This window comes from Roseobacter sp. HKCCD7870, from assembly GCF_037830315.1.
Lineage (GTDB): Bacteria > Pseudomonadota > Alphaproteobacteria > Rhodobacterales > Rhodobacteraceae > M30B80.
Genome location: NZ_JBBLYO010000002.1, coordinates 558,643 through 580,417, shown reverse-complemented (window position 1 = coordinate 580,417; position 21,775 = coordinate 558,643). Strand labels below are relative to the sequence as shown.

Here is a 21,775-nt window from a genome sequence, read left to right as displayed (position 1 = left end):
GGGAACCTACATTTTTTTCTGGTCGCGCCTAAGACCCAATTTCACTGCGACTAAGCTTTGTTAGATTAGACTTATCCCAATCTTTTCTGGAACCCACATGTTTTATTAATCATTTTTTGAATATTCATTAGCGGCTAGTGTAACCTAAAATAATCAACCATTAAGATCGCACATAATCCTAAAATGGGAAACAATGTTAAACCCGTTCCAGAGACCCGGAGTAAAAAACTCTCTTTCATGAAGCCGAAACAAACGCCATGAAGGAGACGTCCGAGTAGAAATGTTCCCCCATAGTAATGCAATGCAAAGGAAGAATGACCTCCCTGCTCAGCGATCAGAAGAGTGCGTTGAGCTTTTACAGCTTCACCAAAATGAGTGAATGCACTTTAGAAACATCATATAGTTGCTGACTTGAATATCGTCACAACTTGTGGTAGAGTTTACATGCTGGCATGGCATTGAACAGTGTTCCTCTTCCCTTGATCGTAGCGCCATGCCAGCACTCGGAATCAGGGCATCAGTTGTCCGCCATTGACCTCGATTGTTTGCCCGATAATGTAGCCAGACAGAGCCTGTGAAGCTAAAAACAGGAACGCCCCCACACAATCTTGTGCTTGACCAAGGCGCCCTTGCGGAACAGTTTTCAGCATTGTGTCAAGTTGGGCTTGGGTTGAATAGCGTTCATGGAAGGGCGTTGTAATCACGCCTGGAGCGACGGCATTTACACGGACCCCGTACTCAATCCACTCCTTGGCCATACCGCGGGTAACGTTAGATACGAATGCCTTCGACGAACCATACAGACCGGCACCTCCACTGGCTCCATTGCGCGCTGCGATTGAAGTCGTGTTAATTACGAACCCCCCCTCCGCTTTAAGATAAGGCAATGCAGCCTTTGATGCGACGATTATGGATCGCGCATTTAGATCCATTATTTCGTCATAGTCCTTATCACTTGCCTCAGCATACGGCACGCGGCGCACCATACCGCCTGCGTTGTTAATCAAACCGTTTATTCCGCCCAGACGCTCTGCGACATCTTTCACGGCGGCAGCCAGTTCTTTAGAGTTACCGGCATTAGCCCTTACCAATTCAACTGAACCACCAGATTTACGAATATCTGCGGCCAGCTGATTGGCCGCATCTTCAGAAGAAAAATAGTGCAAGCCCACTTTTGCACCTTGCTGCGCAAACGCTTTCGCTAACTCAGCTCCTATTCCGGTCGATGCACCTGTTATCAGGATTTTCTTGCCCTCGAATTCTGAAAAATTCACATTAAATGAAGTCATCGTTTTACCTTTGAACAAAGATGCCTTTATCTAAACGTATAAAGAATTGGCTCCCTGTCTATTGAAATATTTAGGCCCCCCATGACGAATTTACTTAAAAATAAAATAAATAATTTAATTAAAGACACATATATTGTATCATATGAGCTATTTAAGGTCATGATACCGACTATAATTGTTATTAAAGTCCTCGAAAGTTTTGGTGCAACCTCATGGTTGACTATTCAGGTTGCTCCTTTGCTTGGAGTCATAGGGCTACCGGCAGAAGTTGCACTGGCGATTACCACTACATTGCTGACCAACCCCTACGCAGGACTATTGGTCTTATCTTCTAGTCCTGAAGCACTGAACCTAACTGTAGCGCAAACAACCATTATTGCTTCATTCATGCTCTTCACTCATGGGCTAATCGTGGAGGCGCTAATCTCGCGAAACGCAGGCTTGCGCATTCTACCAACTGTTCTCATCCGCGTGGGAGGGGGATTCATATTTTGCTACCTCCTACACCTCTCTTTCTTAAACTTAGGGCTATTTCAAAACCAAGCGAGCCTTCACCTCCCAACGATGGTGTCTGACCCTACGCTGCAGCAATGGATTTTGGACCAAATTTTTGGGCTACTCTTTATCCAAGCCATTATCATCGTATTGATGATTGCAATTGAAATTTTAAGATCAGTCGGCGTTGAAAAAATCATCCAGCTGATACTATCGCCCTTTCTCAAAATATTAGACATTGGAACGAACGCCGCAACTATCGTCATAGTGGGCCTCACCCTTGGACTCGGGTTCGGAGGCGGGCTCATGATCAAAGAAGTTAAGCAAGGGACAATCCCGATACGATCCGTCGTCGGCGCGTTAGTTTTGATAAATTTATTTCACTCAGTATTCGAGGATGTAGGCCTCATGATGCTGCTTGGACCATCGCTAACTACGATTTTGCTAGTGAGAGCAATTTTCGCTTTTGGCTTTAGCTACTCAATAATGCGTCTGACCTCTCTTCTGCCTGATCCAGTATTCCAAAAATTAATGTTCAACCAAAGGGCTATGCTGTCATCGAGTGTAAGCAAGATTTCCTGACCACATGCCACTATGATACTAAGCTATTCTCAGCTTCAAGTTTGTCCCAATCAAAAGTTACACCAATGCCAGGGAGCTGCGGCGCAACAGCCATGTGGTCTTGATTAAGCTTTAACGGCTGATGCGTGTACGTATCGATGGGAAAGGCATGAACTTCCAACCAGCCTGCATTTTCGCGTCCACACAACAGACTAACGTGAAGTTCCTGCATTCCATGAGTGCAAACACTTATTCCGTTACGCTCGGCCAAAGCCGCCGCACGCAACCACGTTGTGATACCACCGCAAGTGGCCACATCTGGTTGAAAAAAACTGAATGCCTTAGTTTTCTCTAAAAGTTCAAAGTCGTGAATTGAGTGGCAGTTCTCGCCAATTGCTAGCGGGAAGCCAGTTTGTTCACTTATAATCCTGTATCCGTTTAAGTCATCAGGATCGATCGGTTCCTCAAACCAGGTAATATTGGCATTTTCAAACTGTCGGATGGCAGAAATTGCTTGGTCGACAGACATGCCATAATTTGCATCAACCATAAAGGTCGTGTCTGAACCAATTCGCTCTCGCACCGCATATATTCTCTCGATGTCTTCTTCCAGGTTCTCACGACCAATCTTAATTTTTACGCCATTGAACCCGATTTGAATGGCCTGGTCCATATTGGACAAAAGTTTTTCAAGGGGGAAATTTAGATCGATGCCACCCACGTAGGCCTTACAGGTTCGGCTTACGCCACCAGCCATTTCACACAGAGATAAATTGCTTAGTTTGCCACGAATATCCCACAAGGCGACATCAACTGCTGCAATCGCAAAGGCAGAAACACCGCCTCGTCCCACATAGTGAATATGCCAACGCATTTGGTCATGTAATTGCTCAATTTGAGTAGCATCTTTGCCAATCAAAAACGGCGTCAAATCATGCTCAATCATGGCCTTGATCGCGTGACCACCCCATCCGCCAGTATAAGAATAACCAGTACCCTCACTGCCGTCATCCAACTTTACAGTAGCCGTAATCAGCTCAAAATGGGTGTGATCTCCGTGCTTCGCATCTGACAATACTTCTGCCAACGGCAACCGGAAAAGCCGGGGTAATACGCTTACAATCTTTGCCATAAATTACACCTCAATAAAAAACTGATCGATGAGCCAAACGTTATAGTATGCGCACAGTTTTACTAGGGTGTTTGAATTTTCAGTTGAAACTATCTGCCGCGCAATACTGCACCTGGGTTCATGATGCCGTGCGGATCAAGAGCGGCCTTAATCGCTCGCATCGCGGCCAATTTGGCAGGGTCGCCATAGCGTTCAAGGTCATCCACCTTAAGCCGCCCGATCCCATGTTCGGCAGATACGGATCCGCCCATCTCATGCACCAAATCATGCATGGCGCGCTTGATCACATCCCGCTCTGCCAGATGGTCCGCCCGGGTTTTGCCTGGCATCGGGAAGATGTTGTAATGCAAATTCCCATCCCCCATATGGCCAAAGCAGTTATGGCGGAATTCCCCGATCTGGGCGATGCGAGCGGGAATGTCGGCAATGAATTGCGGCACCAAACCGACGGGCAAGGAAATATCATGCGAACTCACTGAGCCGATGCGCCGATTTGTTTCAGGGATATTTTCGCGCAGGGCCCAGAAATCATCCCGCTGCGCCATGGATTGGGCAATCACCCCGTCACTGACCAAATCTGCCTCAAAGGCGCGGGCAAAAAGTCCCTCTAATAGCGCGGCGGGATCTTGACCCGCACCAAGGCCCAAATCGATCAGCACGCACCACTCGGGGATCTCATCAAAAGGTTGGCGCAAATCTGGCCCAACCTCGGCCAAGAAATCAAACCCTTGGCGGTGCATCAATTCAAAGGCCGAAAGCCCCTCGCCCACCACATCCTGCGTCATTCGCAACAGAGACAGGGCCGCGCTAGGATCAGGCACAGCCATCAGGGCCGCGCCTTGCGCCGCAGGCTCAGGAAAAAGCCGCAAACTGGCCGCTGTGATGATGCCCAATGTGCCCTCTGAGCCGATCAGCAAATGGCGCAGATCATAGCCCGTGTTGTTTTTGCGTAGAGGCGACAGCCCGCGAAAAATGCTGCCATCGGGCATCACTGCCTCAATGCCCAAAACTAAATCCCGCGCATTACCATAGCGCAGAACATTCACCCCGCCCGCATTGGTCGCCAAAAGGCCGCCAATGCGCGCCGATCCTTGGCTTGCAAGGCTTAAGGGGAAAAGCAACCCAGCCTTTTTTGCGGTCGCGTGAATATCAGCCAAGATGACACCCGCCTCAACGGTTAGGCTGCGCCCATCTTCGTCCATCGCGCGGATCGCGCGCATCCGCTCCAGTGATAAAATCACGCCATGATCAAAATTTTCAGACAGCTGCCCACCGACCAAGCCCGTGCCGCCGCCATAGGGGATCACCGCCACCCGATGCGCCGCACAGGCGCGCAGGGCCAAAGCAACCTGCTCGGTAGAGCGCGGTGCCAAAACAGCCGCAGCTTTGCCCTGCCACCGCCCACGCGGTTCTTCGAGATAGTTCGGGGTCGCATCGCGCCAGATATCTGCGGGCAAATCGCCCTTCAACGCGTCAAGTTTTGATGAAGCTGTCACGCCTGTCCCCCTTACACCCACAAAGCCTTAGCCCACTTCGGTGCGGCCACGGCGGTCACTGCGCAAATTGGCGTAAAGCACATGATTGCGCCAGCGCCCATTGATCTGCAAATAGCTTTGCGCGACCCCCTCATATTTATAGCCGCATTTCTCCAAAAGACCACGGGAAGGGGTATTTTCAGGCAAACAGGCGCTTTCAATGCGGGAGAGATCAAGACGGGTAAAAGCATAGTGGATTAAGGCCACCACCGCCTCGCGCATATATCCGTTGCGCGCATATGGCTGCCCAATCCAATAGCCAATCGTTCCCGCCTGCGCGGGGCCACGGCGAATATTGTCCAATGTGACCGCGCCAAGCAGGCGTTGGTCTTCGCGGCGGATCAAAAACAGCGGCAGCGCGCTTTCTTCCGATGAGGCACGCTGTGCCCAATAGACCCGCGCAGAAAAGCTTTTGCGGGTCAGATGATCCGATGACCAAGCAGGCTCCCATGGCTGCAGAAAGGCGGCTGACGCCTCGCGCAATCCCGCCCAGTGGCGATAATCCTCATGCAGAGGCAGGCGCAAGGTCATGCGCTCGGTTTCAATGGCAAGTTTCGGCCGCCGCCTCAGCATCAAGCCGCCAAACGCTGCGTCAATTGCGCGTAATCAGGCGCTTTGCTGACGGGCCCATAAAGCGCCAAGGCAAGCGCACCGCTTTCGGCAATCCCTGCGCCAAAGTCACGAATATGCGCAAGGCTGACCGCATCAATCCGCGCCACAGTTTCCTCTAGGGGCGGCACACGATCCCAGATGGCCAAAACCCGTGCTAGACGTTCAGCGCGGGAAGATGGGCTTTCCAGCCCCATCAAAAGCCCCGCTTTCATCTGCGCGCGCGCGCGATCAAGCTCGGCTTGGTTCAAATCACTCGCGGCGCGCTTGATCTCATCCATGCTCAAAAGCGCTAAATCCCCCACATCCTTGCCGCCCGTGCCTGCGTAAATGGTGAGAAGGCCCGTTTCATCAAAGGCCCCCACTTGGGCAAAAATCGAATAGCACAGGCCACGCTTTTCGCGCAGTTCTTGGAAAAGGCGCGAGGACATGCCCCCGCCAAGCGCGCTTGCGTAAATCTGCGCGGTGTAGATGTCGTCAGACCGATATCCAGGTGTTTCAAAGGCCATCGCAATATGGGCCTGTTCCAGTTTCTTGACCTTGCGGAATTCTCCGCCTGCAAATTGCGCCAAAGGTGCCGGGGCCGCGCGGCGTGAGGGCAAATGGCCAAAATTCTCTTCGGCCAGTCGCACGATCTGCGCGTGATCGACCGCGCCTGCGGCCGATAGGATCATCTGATCGGGGCCATAATGTTCGGTGACGAATTGGCTGAAATCCTCGCGACCAAAGCCGCGCACCCGCTCACTGGGGCCAAGAATGGTGCGCCCAAGCGGTTGGTTGGGATAGGCCGTTTCCTGAAGCCAGTCGAAAATCACATCATCAGGCGTGTCATTCGCCTGACCGATTTCTTGCAGGATGACGCCCCGCTCCACCTCGATCTCGCGCGGATCAAACACAGGGTTCAGCACGATATCGGCAATCATATCAAGAGCAAGGGGCACATCTTGCTCCAGCACGCGCGCGTAATAGGCGGTGACTTCGCGCGAGGTATAGGCGTTGATATAGCCGCCTACATCTTCGATCTCCTCGGCGATTTGCAGCGCGCTGCGCCGTTTCGTGCCCTTAAACGCCATATGTTCGAGGAAATGCGCGATGCCGTTTTGCTCGACCCGCTCATGGCGCCCCCCTGCGGACACCCAAACCCCGATTGCCGCGGATTGAAGCCCCTCCATCCGTTCGGTGATCACCCGCAACCCGTTGGAGAGTTGGTGCATTTCAACACTCATGCGGCCACCTTTTCGCGGATCAACGCCTCAAGGGCGGCAAGGTCATTTGGCACGCGCTGCACCCGTTCGGAACGCTCGAACAAATCTGCCATATGGGGCGGCAATGCGGGGCGGATGCCCGTTGCCGCCTCGACCGCATCGGGGAATTTCGCAGGATGCGCTGTGGCCAATGTAACCATCGGGGTCGTCCCAAGGTGATCTTGGGCCACATGAACCCCAACTGCGGAATGGGGGCAAAGCAGCTCGCCCGATGTTGACAGACAAGATGTGATCATCGCGGATGTCTCATCCTCGCTCGCACGACCCGAGGCAAAGATGTCCCGCAAAGCCTCAAGCGCGCCTTGGCTGATGTCAAACCCGCCTTCGGATTTCAACGCAGCCATGGATTGCACCACCGCGCCTGCGTCACGGCCATACGCATCAAACAATGCCCGCTCAAAGTTGGACGACACTTCGATATCCATCGAAGGGCTGATTGTGGCCTGCACGCCGCCCATATGATAGCCGCCCGTGCGCAAGGCGCGATCCAAAATGTCATTGCTGTTGGTCGCCACCACAAGACGATCAATCGGCAGACCCATTTGGCGCGCGATATAGCCCGCGAAAATATCGCCGAAATTGCCAGTCGGCACAGTAAAGCCGACGGCACGATGTGGGGCGCCAAGGCTGACTGCGGCGGTGAAATAATAAACAACCTGCGCCATGACACGCGCCCAGTTGATCGAGTTCACCCCTGCCAAGCGCACCTCATCGCGGAAGGTGAGATCATTAAACATATCTTTGAGCCGCGCCTGCGCATCGTCAAATGTGCCGTCAATGGCCAAAGCATGGGCATTGGCCTCGGTGACCGTGGTCATTTGGCGGCGCTGCACCTCGGACACACGGCCATGGGGGAACAGGATGAACACCGACACCGCATCAAGCCCGCGAAATGCCTCCATCGCGGCAGAGCCTGTATCGCCTGACGTTGCCCCCACAATGGTCACATGCTGCCCGCGTTTGGTCAGGCTATGCTCAAACATTTGCCCAATCAGCTGCATCGCAAAATCTTTGAACGCCAAGGTGGGGCCGTGGAACAATTCCATCAGGAAATGATTGGGTGCCAATTCCTTGAGCGGGGCGCGGCTTGCGTGGCGAAAGCCCTGATAGGCGCGGGTGATGATATCGCCAAATTCACTCTCGCTGAATGTATCGCCCACAAAGGGGCGCATCACGCGAAAGGCGACCTCCTCATAAGGCAGACCCGCCATTGCGGCGATCTCCGCATGGCTCAACTGCGGGACGCTTGCAGGCACATACAGCCCCCCATCACGGGCAAGCCCCGTCAACATGGCGTCCTCAAATGTCAGTTCAGGCGCTGTGCCGCGTGTCGAGATGTAGCGCATGGTTATTGTCCCTTCAAAGCGTTCTGTGCCTGATACGCCACAGAAGATAGGCTGTCATCCCCAACCATACCGCTGCAAGCGAAAACCATGTCACCGCATATTGCAAATGGTCATTGGGGATGGCGGATGTGTCCACGGGCATCGGTGTCAGGTCTGCCTCTGGCGGGGTGCCATCACGCAGCACCGCAAGATAGGGGTCTGTGCCAAGCACCGCGGCCATATCCGCCAAATCGCGCGCGAACCAGATATTTGCGGCGCGGTCATTATCGGGGGTCGAGCTGTTGCGGTCATCTGGCCAATGCAGGTTGCCCGTGAGGGCAAAGCGGCCTTCTGGCGCAGAACGCATCTCAGCGGCTACGGGCAAAAACCCACGATCCAAAAGGATACGGCGTCCCGTCAGATCATCCTCAAACCCTGAGATCAGGCGATAGCCCGCCCCCACGCCCTTGCGGCTGACCAAGACGCGCAGCGTGTCCTCTGCCCCGCGGATAAACTGCCCCTCAAGCATCACAGGCAAATACCGATCACGGATCGCATCTGGCGCGTCAGGCAAGGTCACCGCTTCGGCAACAATCCGCGCCTCGATATCGGCCAACACGCCCTGTTTCCAAGACAAACGTTGGGTCTGCCAAACGCCAAGCGCAATCAGGATAGCGGCCCCCGCAACCCCGAATGACAGAACCGAGAAAATCGCAAAACGCGAATGTGTCATAGCACCTCTCATCGATGGCGGGTCGAACGAGAAACGGCCCGCCTTTGTGGTGGCGGGCCGTTCCAAAATCAGGTGATCACGCGGGATCAGCTCAGCCGCCAATGCCCCAAATATAGACTGCGGCAAACAAGAATAACCAGACCACATCAACAAAGTGCCAGTACCATGCGGCCGCTTCGAAGCCGATATGTTTCTCTGCGGTGAAATGGCCGCTGCGCACGCGCAGATAGCAGATGAACAGGAAGATTGTGCCGATGATCACGTGCATCCCGTGGAAACCCGTTGCAAGGAAGAAGGTCGAGAAAAACTTATCCCCGCCGAATGTCCAGTCTTTGTGCGCTAGCAACTCCCAATATTCAAAGGCCTGCAGACCCGTGAAGAACAAGCCAAGCGCGACGCCGATCAAAAGGCCCCATTCAACATCCTTACGGCTTTCGTTGTGAACCAACGCGTGGTGTGCCCAAGTCACCGCCGCGCCCGACAGAAGCAGCACCAGCGTGTTGATCAAAGGCAGGTGCCAGACATCCATCTGATAGAAACTTGGCTGCACATATTGCGACCCGAGATATTCGTTCATCGGGTATATCGCGTGCTTGAAGAAGGCCCAAAACCATGCAACGAAGAACATGGCTTCGGACATGATGAACATTATAAAGCCATAGCGCAGGCCGATCCGCACAACGGGGGTGTGATCGCCTTGGTTGCTTTCCGCGACCACATCCGACCACCAGCCGAACATCACGTAAAGGACAGCCACAAGGCCCATCAGGAACATCCACGGGCCAGAGCCATGCATCCACAGCACGCCGCCCGTGAGCATTACAAAAGCCCCAACGGCGCCAATCAACGGCCAGAGTGAGGGCGAAATGATATGATAATCATGGTTCTTTGCATGGGCCATCTGTTTTGGTCCTTCGCTTTCGGTCATTCAGTTGTGCCGCTCAGGGCGGCAAGGTCTTCGGTTATATCCATAACATGAAATGTATAGGACAGGGTAATTTCTTGTGTTTCATAGGCCTCGTCATCCTCAAGGATTTCGGGGGCTACGAAAAAGGTCACGGGCATTTCGACCCGCTCACCTGGTTGCAGCACCTGCTCGGTGAAACAGAAGCAGGCGATTTTCGCAAAATAAGCGCCCGCCGTATAGGGCAGCACGTTATAGCTCGCAGTTCCTGCCACCACTTCATCGGTCGGGTTATAGGCCTCGTAAAACACCAAGGCTGTTTCGCCTAGGCGGACATCAATTTCGCGCTGCATGGGGCGGAATTCCCACGGCATGTCGCGCGCGGTGCTTGCATCAAAGCGCACAGTGACGATGCGATCAGACACCACCGCGCTTTCAGTATCTGCAACTTGCGTGGTGCCGCCATAACCCGTGACACGGCAAAAAAGATCATAAAGCGGCACAGCCGCCCATGCCATCGCCCCCATAAAGACAATGACACCAAGCAGGCTGTAAACAGTTTTACGGTTTTGCGTCATTGCTGCGTGCCTCCTGATTGCCCCTCTTGCGCAGGGGTCATCGACACGCGCGGTTGATGATCAAAGGCCTCCATCTTCGAGCCTTCACGTATTTTTGCCACCGTCATCCCAAAGACGATCACGCAAAAGGCAACAAGGCTCAGCCCTACGCCGATATTGCGGCTCAGGCGGCGCTTGTGCATATCGCTTTGTTCACGGATCGCCATAGCTTACCACCCCCCCAATGACAGACCTGCGGCGCGCAGGGCAATATCGCCCAAGATCGCGCAGAAATGCAGGAAAAGGTAATACAGGGAAAAGCGGAAGAATTTCTTTTCAGTCGCATAACCATCGGCCTCTGCCACATCTTCGCTGCGAGCACGGATATCCCATGCGCCCTTCAAGAAGATCAGGTTCAGAACCACCGCTGCCGCCATGTAGAGCGGGCCGCCGATTTGCGTCACACCAATGGCAAGCGCCACAGGCGCCAAGAGCACAGTGTAAATCCAGATATGGCGGCGGGTCGCTGCGCGCCCATGGGTCACCGTCAGCATCGGCACATCGGCCTTGTGGTAATCCGATTTCATAAACAAGGCCAAGGCCCAGAAATGCGGCGGCGTCCACATGAAGATCAAGCCGAACATCAGCATAGAGGCCAGCGAAACATCACCCGTTACAGCCGCCCAGCCCACCATTGGGGGAAAGGCCCCTGCCGCGCCACCAATGACGATATTCTGCGGGGTCGCACGTTTCAGCCACATCGTGTAAATCACAACGTAGAAAAAGATGGTAAAGGCCAAGAGCCCCGCCGCAACCCAATTGGTCGCAAGGCCAAGGAACACAACCGACATGACCGAGAGTGCAAGACCGATCTGAAACGCCTCTTGCGCGGTGACACGCCCAGACGGCACAGGGCGCGAGGCGGTGCGCTTCATAACGCGGTCAATATCGGCATCATACCACATATTCAGCGCGCCAGACGCCCCTGCACCAATCGCGATGAACAAAATGGCACAGAAAGAGATGAACAAAGACTGCACCTCAGGGGCCGCGATAATGCCAACAAAAGCGGTGAACACCACCAAAGACATCACACGCGGCTTAAGCAGCAGCACATAATCCCCAAAGCTTGCTTCTTTGGGTTCCAGTTCAGCGGGTTTCGCCGATTTGGTGGTGATATCAATGGATGCATCGCTCATCTGCGGGCGCGTCCTTTGGGGGGGTTATTTGCGAAATCGCCAAGCCACCTGATTGCGCGGGTGGCTTGGCAGAAGCTTTCCTGCGCTTATTGCGCCGCGGCCAGTTCCACAACCTGTGGCGCACGCGCATCTACGGAGGCGAAATCACTGATCTCGCCGCGCGTCCATGCGTCATATTCCTCAGGGGTCACTGCGAAGACGGTGATCGGCATGTAGGCGTGGTTCACGCCGCACAGCTCAGAACACTGCCCGAAATAGATGCCTTCACGGCCAGGCTCAACATTGAACCACAGCTGCGCAAGGCGGCCCGGGATTCCGTCCTGCTTCACACCGAAGGCGGGAATTGTCCAAGAATGGATCACATCCGCGCCCGTGACCTGAACCACAACATCGCGGCCTGTTGGCACAACCATTGCCGTGTTGGTGGCGAGCAAATATTCATCCCGCGTGTAGCCGTATTCGGCCAATTCATCTTCGGCCAACATGAAGCTGTCAAAAACAATGTCATGCTGCGGGTATTCGTAGCCCCAATACCACTGATAGCCTGTTGCCTTGATCACCACTTCGCCATCAGGAATGGTCTGCTGCTTGAACAACACAGGCAGCGAGAAGCCGCCGATCACAAACAAGATGATCATTGGCACGACTGTCCAGATGATCTCGATCTTGCGGTTATGGGTGAAGGTTGCAGGTTTTGGGTTCGCACGGCGATTGTGGCGCACGATGGAATAGACCATCAATGCGGTCACGAAGATAACAATCGCGGTGATAATCACCAAAAGCAGACTATCCAACATGCGAACGTCATGCGCCAATTCGGTCACGCCTGTTTGCATATTCACACCACCCAGATGGGGTGCGCCGATAATCTCCAAACCATCGCGCAACGCCTGCGCAGATGCACCACCCGTCAGGGCAAATGTTGCCGCCGCTGCGGCCCAAAAGCTTGAGAGCTTGGTACGAAGTGCCATTGTCATGTCGTCCTGTTTTTTCGTGATGCCCGTTTAAGGTCTGTGACATCCCGTTGCGTTCAAAGCTGCAACAACCATATAGAGGGTTACATTACAAGACATTGGATAAAAATGTCTCACCCTTGGGAATGTTGATTTGGATCATTTTAACGGCTCACATCGGGTGGTTATGCTGCCGCCGCGGCGGCGGAACGCAGGCCAAGTGCCCAATTTTGAAAGGAATTTGCGTGTCTGATCGTGCCAGTAGCTTCCGTCCCTTCGAGACATCCCTCGACCAAGAGGCCGCCCTGCGACTGTTGCGCGCAACCCTGACAGGGGCTGAAGACGGAGAGTTATTTCTCGAAAGAAAACGATCTGAGGCCTTGGTTTTTGATGATGGGCGGATCAAGACCGCCTCCTATGACGCAAGCGAGGGATTCGGGCTGCGCGCGGTCTTGGGGGAGGTTTCAGCCTATGCCCATGCTACCGAGTTAAGCGAAGCGGCCCTGTCCCGCGCCAGTGACACTGCCCGCATGGCCATTCGCCAAAGCGGCGGGATCATGGCCGCCCCCCCACAAGGCACCAACCGCCACCTCTACATGCCCAATGACCCAATGGATGGCAGCAGCTTTGAGGCCCGCATTGATCTATTGGGCGAGATTGACGCCTATACCCGCGCCCTTGATCCGCGCGTTGTGCAAGTGTCTGTATCGCTTGCCGCCTCGCATCAAGAGGTCGAAATCCTCCGCCCTGAGGGACAGGTGTTGCGCGATGCACGGCCGTTGGTGCGCTTGAATATCTCGGTCATTGTTGAGGCAAAGGGCCGCCGTGAAAGTGGCTCGGCAGGCGGTGGGGGGCGGTTTGCGATTGACCGCGTCATGGCCCCTACGCATTGGCAATCGGTTGCACGTGAGGCCCTGCGCATGGCCTGCGTGAACCTCGACAGCGTCCCTGCCCCTGCGGGCGTGATTGATGTGGTGCTGGGGCCAGGCTGGCCAGGTATCCTACTGCACGAGGCTGTGGGGCATGGGTTAGAGGGGGACTTCAACCGCAAAGGCCAATCCGCCTTCGCAGGTCTGATGGGGCAGCAAGTGGCGGCCAAAGGCGTGACTGTTTTGGACGATGGCACGCTGCCTGATCGGCGTGGATCCATTTCGATTGACGATGAGGGCACACAAAGCCAAACCACCCCGCTCATTGAGGACGGAATTTTGGTAGGCTACATGCAAGACCGCCAATCCGCCCGCCTGATGGGTGTGGCTGCGACAGGGAATGGGCGGCGCGAATCTTATGCGCACCCCCCGATGACGCGGATGACCAACACATATATGCTTGGCGGCGACAGCGCGCCTGCCGATATTTTAGCGGATTTGAAAGACGGGATTTATGCGGTTGGCTTTGGCGGCGGGCAGGTTGACATCACCAATGGCAAATTCGTCTTTTCCTGCACCGAGGCCTATCGCGTGCAAAACGGCCAGATCGGGGCGCCTGTCAAAGGGGCCACGCTCATCGGAGATGGGGCAACTGCACTGAAACAAATCCGCGCGATTGGCAATGATATGGCCCTAGATCCGGGCATGGGGAATTGCGGCAAAGCGGGGCAATGGGTGCCTGTGGGAGTCGGTCAACCCACATTGATGATTGGCGGTCTGACAGTCGGCGGTTCAGCCTGATCCTGCATTAACGCCTTCTCAACCAAGCTGCGTCTAGGGTTGCGGCATGACAGATCATGCCGCCCCTTCTGCCCCTCTCCCTGCCCCTCTCCCTGCACCGTCCGATGACACGGCCGAACGCTTGGCGCGGCTGCGGTTGATCCGCTCGCCAAAAGTTGGGCCTGTGACCTATCGGCGATTGATTGCCGAATATGGATCGGGGGCCGATGCCTTGGCGGCCCTGCCACAGATCGCGGCCAAGGCGGGTGTGGCAGACTATGCCGCCTATTCCAAATCTGCGGCACAGGCCGAAATTCGCGCGGCGCAAAACTGTGCGGCCCGCGCCCTGTTTTTGGGTGAGGCGGCCTATCCTGCAACCCTCGCCGCACTGTCCGATGCCCCGCCTTTTCTGTGGGCCATTGGCGACCTTGACCTGCTCACCCGCCCAATGGTCGGCATGGTGGGCACGCGCAATGCGTCAGCGCTTGGGTTGCAGATGGCGCGCGCGGTGGCACGCGACTTGGCCCAAGCGGGGATTGTGACCGCCTCAAGCCTTGCCCGCGGCATTGATACAGCCGTGCATCACGCAAGCCTCAGCACAGGCACGGTCGCGGTCATGGCAGGCGGGGTGGATGTGATCTATCCGCCCGAAAACGCCGAACTTGCCGCGCAAATCGGTTTGCGTCTGTCTGAGATGCCGATGGGCCGCGCGCCCCAAGCGCGCCATTTCCCAAGACGCAATCGCATCATTTCAGGGCTATCGCGTGGCATCGTGGTGATTGAGGCCGCATCAAGATCAGGGTCGATGATCACCGCGCGCATGGCCGCTGAACAGGGGCGCGAGGTGATGGCCGTGCCGGGGCATCCGCTCGACCCTGCGGCAGCGCGACATCACCCATCACGACAGCCCCCACGCAATGACCCTGTCGTTCATCGGGGCAGGCGCGGTCAGCGAGGATCATCTGGCGCGCGTTAGCACAATGCCCAGCGCCGATCTCGCCCGCCATTTGACCGAGTTGGAGCTTGCAGGTGGGATCACCCGCAGCGCAGGCGGCATGGTGGCGCGCAGTGATCATAGCGCCGCAGTCCCTGCCGCACAGAGACACCAAACCGCAGCCTAGATGCCACAAAAATAGGGTGATTGTGACAGGGGTGCATTGACAAACCCTGCACAAGACCAAATGTTGCGCGACCTAAGACCGATTACATTTCCATAAAAAGTTAGGTTGCCACTCATGCCCGTTGTCATTGTCGAATCGCCCGCCAAGGCCAAGACGATCAATAAATATCTGGGCGCGAATTATACGGTTTTGGCCTCCTACGGCCATGTACGCGACCTGCCCCCCAAGGATGGCTCAGTCGATCCTGACGCAGGGTTTGAGATGAAATGGGAGGTCGCCACAGATAGCAAAAAGCACATCAAGGCGATTGTGGATGCGCTGAAATCTGACCCCGATTTGATCCTTGCCACCGACCCTGACCGCGAGGGTGAAGCGATTTCTTGGCACTTGCTTGAGGCGCTGACGCAGAAAAAGGCACTTAAGAAAGACACGCCCGTGCGCCGCGTTGTGTTCAACGCAATCACGAAAACCGCTGTGACCCAAGCGATGGAGGCCCCGCGCGAGGTCGATATGGAATTGGTCGATGCCTATTTGGCGCGGCGGGCGTTGGATTATTTGGTGGGGTTCACCCTCAGCCCCGTTTTGTGGCGCAAATTGCCCGGATCAAAATCAGCAGGCCGTGTGCAATCCGTCTGCCTGCGTCTGATCGTTGAGCGCGAAATGGAAATCGAGGCCTTCCGCGCCCAAGAATATTGGTCAGTGCGCGCGGGCCTTGTGACGCCGCGCGGACAGGGGTTTGAGGCGCGTTTGACCCATTTTGGGGGCAAGAGGTTGGATAAATTCGACTTGGCCACGCAATCCTCGACCCAGATGGCGGTTAGTGCGGTGGCAAGCCGCGCGCTCACTGTGAGCAGTGTCGAGGCGAAACCCGCCACCCGCAATCCAAGCCCGCCGTTTATGACCTCGACCCTGCAACAAGAGGCCAGCCGCAAATTCGGCATGGGCGCGCGCCAAACCATGAGCGCGGCTCAGCGCCTCTATGAGGCGGGGCATATCACCTATATGCGAACAGACGGGATCGACATGGCCCCCGAGGCGGTGATGTCCGCCCGCGACACAATCCGCGCGCGATTTGGCGAAGACTTCCTGCCGAAATCTCCGCGGATGTATAAGAACAAGGCGAAAAACGCCCAAGAGGCGCATGAATGTATCCGCCCCACCGATATGTCCATGGGGCCAGAAAAGCTGCGCATCACGGATGCGGATCAGAAAAAACTCTATGAACTGATCTGGAAACGCACCATCGCAAGCCAGATGGAGGCCGCCCGCCTTGAGCGCACCACGGTTGATATTTCCTCAAACGATGAGAATGTCGTGCTGCGCGCAAGCGGTCAGGTCATCCAGTTTGAGGGTTTCCTCAAGGTTTATGTCGAAGGGCGCGATGACAGCGATGAGGAAGACGCAAATCGCCTGCCCAATATGGCGGTTGGCGACAAGCTTGGCTTTGATCAAAGCAGTTTGATGGGCGATTTAACCAAGGCCTTGGATGGGGCCACAGCCAGTGAAAGTGGCGGCCTGCGCCTCTCGGAAGGGGGTATCATCGACTCTTCAGGCGCGGTGTTTGGACAGCGTCACTTTACTCAACCGCCCCCCCGCTACACCGAGGCCACCTTGGTCAAGCGTATGGAAGAATTGGGCATTGGCCGCCCGTCCACCTATGCCTCTATCGTCACCACGATCCAAGATCGCGGCTATGTGCTCAAAGATAAGGGGCGCCTGATCCCCGAGGATAAGGGGCGCTTGGTCACCATATTCCTCAGCAATTATTTCCAGAAATATGTGGGCTATGATTTTACCGCGGATTTGGAAAACCAACTGGATGAGGTCAGTGCAGGCGCGCGCGATTGGCGCGATCTGCTGACCCGTTTCTGGCGCGATTTCAAAGCGGCGGTCGATGAAACCGCCGAGTTGCGGATCACCGATGTTTTGGAAAAAATCAACGAGGTGTTGGAACCGCACCTCTTCCCACAGCGCCCCGATGGTGGTGATCCACGCCAATGTCAAGCTTGTGGTGAAGGGCGTCTTTCGTTGCGCACAGCGCGCTCTGGTGGGGCGTTCATCGGCTGCTCCAATTACCCTGAATGTCGCTATACCCGCCCCCTCGCCCCCAATGGCGAGGAAAGCGAGGGCGATAAAATGCTGGGGGTCGAACCCGAAAGCGGACAGGCCGTTTGGCTGAAAGCAGGGCGGTTTGGCCCTTATGTTCAATTGGGCGAAGCGACCGAAGACAGCCCCAAACCCCCGCGCGCCTCACTGCCCAAAACATGGCCCCCTGCGGGCATGGATTTGGAGAAAGGGCTGCATCTCTTGTCATTGCCCCGCGCGATTGGTGCGCATCCTGAAGATGGCGTTTTGGTCGAGGCGGGCATTGGCCGTTACGGGCCTTATGTCAAGCATGGCAGCCTTTACGCCAACCTGCCCGAGGTGGATGAGGTGTTCGAGATCGGCATGAACCGCGCGGTTGAGGTTTTGGCCGCCAAGGCCGCTTCGCGCGGTGCAGGCCGTGGGGCCACGGCCGCCCCTCTCAAAGAGTTGGGCGAGCATCCTGATGGTGGGGCGGTTCAGGTGATGAATGGCCGCTATGGGCCTTATGTGAAATGGGCCAAAATCAATGCGACCCTGCCCAAGGGCACAGAACCCGAAGCCGTCACGATGGAGGAGGCCTTGGCGCTGATCACGGCCAAGGCCGCCAAAGGCGGGAAAACCCCGCGCAAGGCCGCCGCCAAGAAAGCCGCGCCCAAAGCCGCTGCCAAAAAGAAGGCAACCCCGAAAAAGGCTGCGGCGAAAAAATCATGAAGGACGCCCCCTACCAGCCCCCGCATTGGCCACAATTGGCGGAATTTTTGCGCCTGCGCAGATCCACCCCTGCGCAGCTGCTCAATGCCCCCGCCCCTGAGGGGGCGGTGTTGGAAGATATCCTCACATCCGCCCTGCGGGTGCCAGATCACGGAAAATTGGCGCCGTGGCGCATCATTGTGCATGGGCCAGAAAGCCGTGCGGGCTTGGCCGCGCTCACCCGCGAATTGGGCCATGGCGCAGGCCGCGTGGCCGAAAAGGTCGAAAAATCCGCCGCGGCATTTGACCAGTCCCCTCTTGTGGTCGCGGTTCTGTCTCACCCCGTTGCGCATGATGCAATCCCCCTGTTGGAACAGCAACTATCGGCAGGTGCGGTTTGTCTTGAAATGATGCATGCCGCGATGGCCCACGGGTTTGGCGCAAATTGGCTAAGCGGTTGGATGGCCTTTGATCCCGAATTTTTATCCCGTGCCTATGGCATTACAGCGCCGCAATTCGTGGCAGGGTTCATCCATCTTGGAACGCCAAGCGCTAAGGCCCCAGAACGCCCCCGCCCCGAGATGGGCGATATCGTCACATATCGCGATTAGGGCGTGACCCTGCCCTTGCGCCATGATGGGGCCTGCCCCACCTAAGCACAGACCTGCCCCAAAAGGAGCCATCTCAACATGGCCGCATTACTTGCTGATTTCCTAAAATCCATTTTGCAATTCCGCGACAGGCGCTTTTTGCGCGTTTTGTTGATCGGCGTGGTGTTGACCATTGCGTTGCTGGTTGCGATCTCAGCGGCGGTTCTGATTTTTTTGGGATGGCTATTGCCTGATGCAATCACCCTGCCCTGGATTGGCACAATCAGTTTCTTTGGGGCGGCACTCTCATGGGCGGCCGTGCCATTTTTGATCTTGCTGTCATCGGTGATGATGGTGCCTGTGACCTCGACCTTTACGGGGTTGTTCTTAGACGAAATCGCAGATGCGGTTGAAGCAGAACATTACCCCCAGCTGCCACCCGCCCGCCATGTGAAATTGGCCGAAGCCATCGGTGACAGCCTACGATTTTTGGGCGTAATCCTATTGGCCAACACATTGGCTTTGGTTCTTTATTTCACGCCCTTTGCCCCCTTTGTGTTCTGGGGGTTGAACGGGTTTCTCTTGGGGCGCGAATATTCGCAGATGGTGGCACAGCGCCGCCTCGATCGCGCATCAGCGATTGAATTTCGGCGCAAAAATCGCCTGACATTTTTTGCAGGCGGGGTCATGATGGCAGTCCCCTTAAGCGTGCCAATCTTGAACCTTATCGTGCCCATATTGGGGGCTGCGACCTTTACCCATGTGGCCCATCGGGTGGGCCTGACGGGGGCGCGTCAATAAGTGCTGTCGCCCATGCCAAAGAGGGCAAAGAGATTAATATCTTCGATAGAGACACGACCCGATAAAATGATCCCCGCGATCGCGGCCCAGATCAGCGTGGCAATGGCTGTGTTGATCAACAGGTTGCGGCGCAGATTAAAGCTTGAGGCGGGTGCAGATTGCGATGTGCCGCGCGCAGCCTCGCCCTCATCCCCTTGGGTGCGCACGAAAAACGGCAATGTCAGAAACAGCGACATGAACCATACAATCGCATAAACCACGAGGCCTGTGACAATACCCATTAGACCTGCTCCAATTCGACCAATGTGCCTGTGAAATCTTTGGGGTGGAGGAATAACACCGGCTTACCATGTGCCCCAATTTTCGGCTCCCCCGTGCCCAAAACGCGCGCGCCACTGGCCTGAAGCTTATCGCGCGTCGCCAAAATATCTTCGACCTCGTAGCAAATATGGTGAATGCCGCCTGAGGGGTTTTTCTCTAGAAAACCCGCGATGGGGGAATTTTCGCCCAAAGGATAGAGCAACTCAATCTTGGTATTGGGCAATTCGATGAAGACCACCGTCACCCCGTGATCAGGTTCATCCTGCGGCGCGCCAACTTTTGCGCCAAGCGTATCACGATATTGCGCTGACGCAGCCTCGAGATCAGGCACAGCAATGGCCACATGGTTCAATCTACCGATCATTTTCATCTCCTTGGGTCACTCGCCCCAAGATATGCCTGCGCAAAATCCTGTGGGCAAGAGGCGTGTGGTCGCGCCCCGTTTACCCTTCGGTAACCGCGACAGGCTGTAATCGGGGAAGGGACTCACAAATTCGAGGTGCCTGAAATGGATGAGTTCAAATTGCCGCCAACCCGTCAGGCGAAAATGCAGGCGCTAAATCCGCTGATGGGGCTGACCATTTTAATCGTTGAGGATAGCCGATACGCCTCGGAATCGCTGCGATTGCTGAGCCTGCGTTCGGGCGCGCGGATCAGGCGGGCCGATTGCCTGTCCTCCGCGCGGCGTCACCTGCAGGTCTATCACCCCAGCGTGGCCATTATCGACCTCGGTCTACCAAATGGGTCTGGCTTGGATTTGATCCAAGATTTGGCCATGGCAAGCCCCCGCTTGCCCGTGATCTTGGCATGTTCCGCCGCCGACCCCCATGACAGCGCCGCCGAGGCAAAGGCCGCAGGTGCCGATGGGTTTTTGGCCAAACCCATCGAAACCCTAGCGCATTTCCAAGAAACAATCTTGCGCCATTTGCCCCCAGATTTGGCCCCCAAAACCCCCCATGCTGTGGCAGGCGACACCGTGATCCCTGACCCTATTGCCTATCGCGAGGATTTGACCCATGCGATTGATCTCTTGGATCAGCCAGACCCACCCCTGCCCTATCTGCACTCCTTCTTGATGGGCATCGCGCAGGAGGCTGGCGATCGTGAATTGGCCGAAGCCGCGCGCGGCCTGATGCGCGACACCCGCGCGGCGCTGCACCATGCTCTTACACAAAAAATCGCGGAAATCAGCCCACGACTATGAGCCAAGCGTGGGGTCGCGCGCCACCCGCACCAATCCCGTCAGGTCAGAAAGACGTTCGATCTGGCGCCCTGTCGCATCGAAATTCTGCGGTAAAAGCCATTCGGTAAAGGCCTCTTTCAGCGCGGGATATTCCGCATCAATGGCGGCAAACCATGCGGTGTCACGATTTTTGCCTTTGACGATATTGTCTTGGCGAAACACCCCTTCGTAACTCAGCCCCAAACGCTGCGCCGCGCGGCGCGAGGGCAGGTTGCGCGCATCGCATTTCCACTCAAAACGCCGATACCCCGCCTCAAAGGCCCATGACATCATCATAAAAAATGCTTCGGTCGCGGCGGGGCTTTTTTGCAAGGCGGGGCCAAGGCATATATGCCCCAATTCAATCGATCCTTTCTCAGGCGCGATACGCAAATAAGAGGCCACGCCCATCACCTGGCCCCGCGCCATGTCGCGGATTGCGTAAAACACAGGATCTTCGCCCGCCTCAAAGCCGCGCAAAAAGCGATCATAGGCGGCGGCAGAAATGAAAGGGCCATAGGGCAGAAACTGCCACAAATCTTCCGCGCTGTCATAGGCCCGAAACAGCTCATCCGCGTGCAAATGCGCCCTGAGCCGTTCAAGCCGCGCATAGCGCCCTTGCCGCTGTTGGAATTCGGGCCGCGCGGGCGGCACATATTTTGACAAATCCTGAATCGTAACCCCCATCAAAACGCGTAAAGGCCCCCGCCCATCAGGGCAGAGGCCGCAAAAATTGGCA

Annotated in this window: 23 protein-coding genes; 8 read left to right on the top strand and 15 right to left on the bottom strand. The window is 55.8% G+C overall.

Annotated elements, in window-relative coordinates; translation table 11 throughout:
* Positions 1 to 509: 509 nt before the first annotated feature.
* Complete coding sequence (locus AAC637_RS11330) at positions 510 to 1,289, bottom strand: SDR family NAD(P)-dependent oxidoreductase (protein ID WP_340303647.1); 780 nt, start codon at positions 1,287 to 1,289, stop codon at positions 510 to 512.
* A gap of 81 nt (positions 1,290 to 1,370) precedes the next feature.
* On the opposite strand from AAC637_RS11330, the gene AAC637_RS11325 reads away from it, so the two are divergent.
* Entirely contained in the window at positions 1,371 to 2,366 is a 996-nt protein-coding gene (locus AAC637_RS11325) for a hypothetical protein (protein WP_340303646.1), read from the top strand.
* Positions 2,367 to 2,376: 10 nt separating this feature from the next.
* Here the strand turns inward: AAC637_RS11325 and AAC637_RS11320 are convergent, their stop codons facing one another.
* From AAC637_RS11320 to coxB, 11 genes are all read right to left on the bottom strand, one after another.
* Positions 2,377 to 3,477, bottom strand: a complete 1,101-nt coding sequence (locus AAC637_RS11320; RefSeq protein WP_340303645.1) for a mandelate racemase/muconate lactonizing enzyme family protein — start codon at positions 3,475 to 3,477, stop codon at positions 2,377 to 2,379.
* Between the two features lie 89 nt (positions 3,478 to 3,566).
* Positions 3,567 to 4,973 (bottom strand): FAD-binding oxidoreductase, encoded by a 1,407-nt coding sequence (locus tag AAC637_RS11315; protein ID WP_340303644.1) that lies wholly within the window; start codon positions 4,971 to 4,973, stop codon positions 3,567 to 3,569.
* A gap of 27 nt (positions 4,974 to 5,000) precedes the next feature.
* Entirely contained in the window at positions 5,001 to 5,585 is a 585-nt protein-coding gene (locus tag AAC637_RS11310) for a GNAT family N-acetyltransferase (protein WP_317655148.1), read from the bottom strand.
* Positions 5,585 to 6,847 carry a M16 family metallopeptidase gene (locus AAC637_RS11305; RefSeq protein ID WP_340255583.1) on the bottom strand — a complete coding sequence of 421 codons (1,263 nt, stop codon included), beginning with the start codon at positions 6,845 to 6,847 and terminating at the stop codon, positions 5,585 to 5,587. Before AAC637_RS11305 ends, AAC637_RS11310 begins: the two co-directional genes overlap by 1 nt.
* Positions 6,844 to 8,232 (bottom strand): threonine synthase, encoded by a 1,389-nt coding sequence (thrC, locus tag AAC637_RS11300; protein WP_340303643.1) that lies wholly within the window; start codon positions 8,230 to 8,232, stop codon positions 6,844 to 6,846. The genes AAC637_RS11305 and thrC overlap by 4 nt, the downstream gene beginning before the upstream one ends.
* Positions 8,233 to 8,245: 13 nt before the next feature.
* Positions 8,246 to 8,944: an SURF1 family protein gene (locus AAC637_RS11295; protein WP_340303642.1), complete on the bottom strand. Its 699-nt coding sequence runs from the start codon at positions 8,942 to 8,944 to the stop codon at positions 8,246 to 8,248.
* Positions 8,945 to 9,035: 91 nt separating this feature from the next.
* Positions 9,036 to 9,845: a cytochrome c oxidase subunit 3 gene (locus AAC637_RS11290; RefSeq protein ID WP_340303641.1), complete on the bottom strand. Its 810-nt coding sequence runs from the start codon at positions 9,843 to 9,845 to the stop codon at positions 9,036 to 9,038.
* 23 nt (positions 9,846 to 9,868) lie between these two features.
* A complete protein-coding gene (locus AAC637_RS11285) occupies positions 9,869 to 10,426 on the bottom strand; it encodes a cytochrome c oxidase assembly protein (protein WP_340303640.1) in 558 nt (185 codons plus the stop codon).
* Positions 10,423 to 10,632, bottom strand: a complete 210-nt coding sequence (locus AAC637_RS11280) for a hypothetical protein (RefSeq protein ID WP_317655154.1) — start codon at positions 10,630 to 10,632, stop codon at positions 10,423 to 10,425. The genes AAC637_RS11285 and AAC637_RS11280 overlap by 4 nt, the downstream gene beginning before the upstream one ends.
* Before the next feature lie 3 nt (positions 10,633 to 10,635).
* On the bottom strand, positions 10,636 to 11,604 hold the full coding sequence (cyoE, locus tag AAC637_RS11275) for a heme o synthase (protein ID WP_340303639.1): 969 nt from the start codon (positions 11,602 to 11,604) through the stop codon (positions 10,636 to 10,638).
* Between the two features lie 86 nt (positions 11,605 to 11,690).
* Positions 11,691 to 12,575, bottom strand: a complete 885-nt coding sequence (coxB, locus tag AAC637_RS11270) for a cytochrome c oxidase subunit II (protein WP_340303638.1) — start codon at positions 12,573 to 12,575, stop codon at positions 11,691 to 11,693.
* 227 nt (positions 12,576 to 12,802) lie between these two features.
* Here coxB and tldD point away from each other — a divergent pair, with 227 nt between their 5' ends.
* From tldD to AAC637_RS11240, 6 genes are all read left to right on the top strand, one after another.
* Positions 12,803 to 14,227, top strand: a complete 1,425-nt coding sequence (gene tldD / locus AAC637_RS11265) for a metalloprotease TldD (RefSeq protein WP_340303637.1) — start codon at positions 12,803 to 12,805, stop codon at positions 14,225 to 14,227.
* A 46-nt stretch (positions 14,228 to 14,273) separates the two neighbouring features.
* Entirely contained in the window at positions 14,274 to 15,182 is a 909-nt protein-coding gene (locus AAC637_RS11260; protein ID WP_340303636.1) for a DNA-processing protein DprA, read from the top strand.
* The gene (locus AAC637_RS11255) at positions 15,124 to 15,327 is read left to right on the top strand and encodes a DprA-like winged helix domain-containing protein (RefSeq protein WP_340303635.1); all 204 of its coding nucleotides are present in this window, start codon (positions 15,124 to 15,126) and stop codon (positions 15,325 to 15,327) included. Before AAC637_RS11260 ends, AAC637_RS11255 begins: the two co-directional genes overlap by 59 nt.
* 114 nt (positions 15,328 to 15,441) lie before the next feature.
* On the top strand, positions 15,442 to 18,123 hold the full coding sequence (gene topA, locus AAC637_RS11250) for a type I DNA topoisomerase (protein WP_340303634.1): 2,682 nt from the start codon (positions 15,442 to 15,444) through the stop codon (positions 18,121 to 18,123).
* A complete protein-coding gene (locus AAC637_RS11245) occupies positions 18,120 to 18,713 on the top strand; it encodes a nitroreductase family protein (RefSeq protein WP_340303633.1) in 594 nt (197 codons plus the stop codon). Before topA ends, AAC637_RS11245 begins: the two co-directional genes overlap by 4 nt.
* A gap of 78 nt (positions 18,714 to 18,791) precedes the next feature.
* Complete coding sequence (locus AAC637_RS11240) at positions 18,792 to 19,493, top strand: EI24 domain-containing protein (RefSeq protein WP_340303632.1); 702 nt, start codon at positions 18,792 to 18,794, stop codon at positions 19,491 to 19,493.
* Here AAC637_RS11240 and AAC637_RS11235 read toward each other — a convergent pair.
* Both AAC637_RS11235 and mce read right to left on the bottom strand, forming a co-directional pair.
* Positions 19,487 to 19,774 (bottom strand): DUF1467 family protein, encoded by a 288-nt coding sequence (locus tag AAC637_RS11235; RefSeq protein WP_340303631.1) that lies wholly within the window; start codon positions 19,772 to 19,774, stop codon positions 19,487 to 19,489. The two genes, AAC637_RS11240 and AAC637_RS11235, sit on opposite strands and share 7 nt — an antisense overlap.
* A complete protein-coding gene (gene mce, locus AAC637_RS11230) occupies positions 19,774 to 20,178 on the bottom strand; it encodes a methylmalonyl-CoA epimerase (protein WP_340303630.1) in 405 nt (134 codons plus the stop codon). The genes AAC637_RS11235 and mce overlap by 1 nt, the downstream gene beginning before the upstream one ends.
* Before the next feature lie 144 nt (positions 20,179 to 20,322).
* Between mce and AAC637_RS11225 the strand changes: the two genes are divergently transcribed.
* Complete coding sequence (locus AAC637_RS11225) at positions 20,323 to 21,018, top strand: response regulator (RefSeq protein WP_340303629.1); 696 nt, start codon at positions 20,323 to 20,325, stop codon at positions 21,016 to 21,018.
* Here AAC637_RS11225 and AAC637_RS11220 read toward each other — a convergent pair.
* Complete coding sequence (locus AAC637_RS11220; RefSeq protein ID WP_340303628.1) at positions 21,013 to 21,723, bottom strand: GNAT family N-acetyltransferase; 711 nt, start codon at positions 21,721 to 21,723, stop codon at positions 21,013 to 21,015. The genes AAC637_RS11225 and AAC637_RS11220 overlap by 6 nt on opposite strands.
* Positions 21,724 to 21,775: the final 52 nt, after the last annotated feature.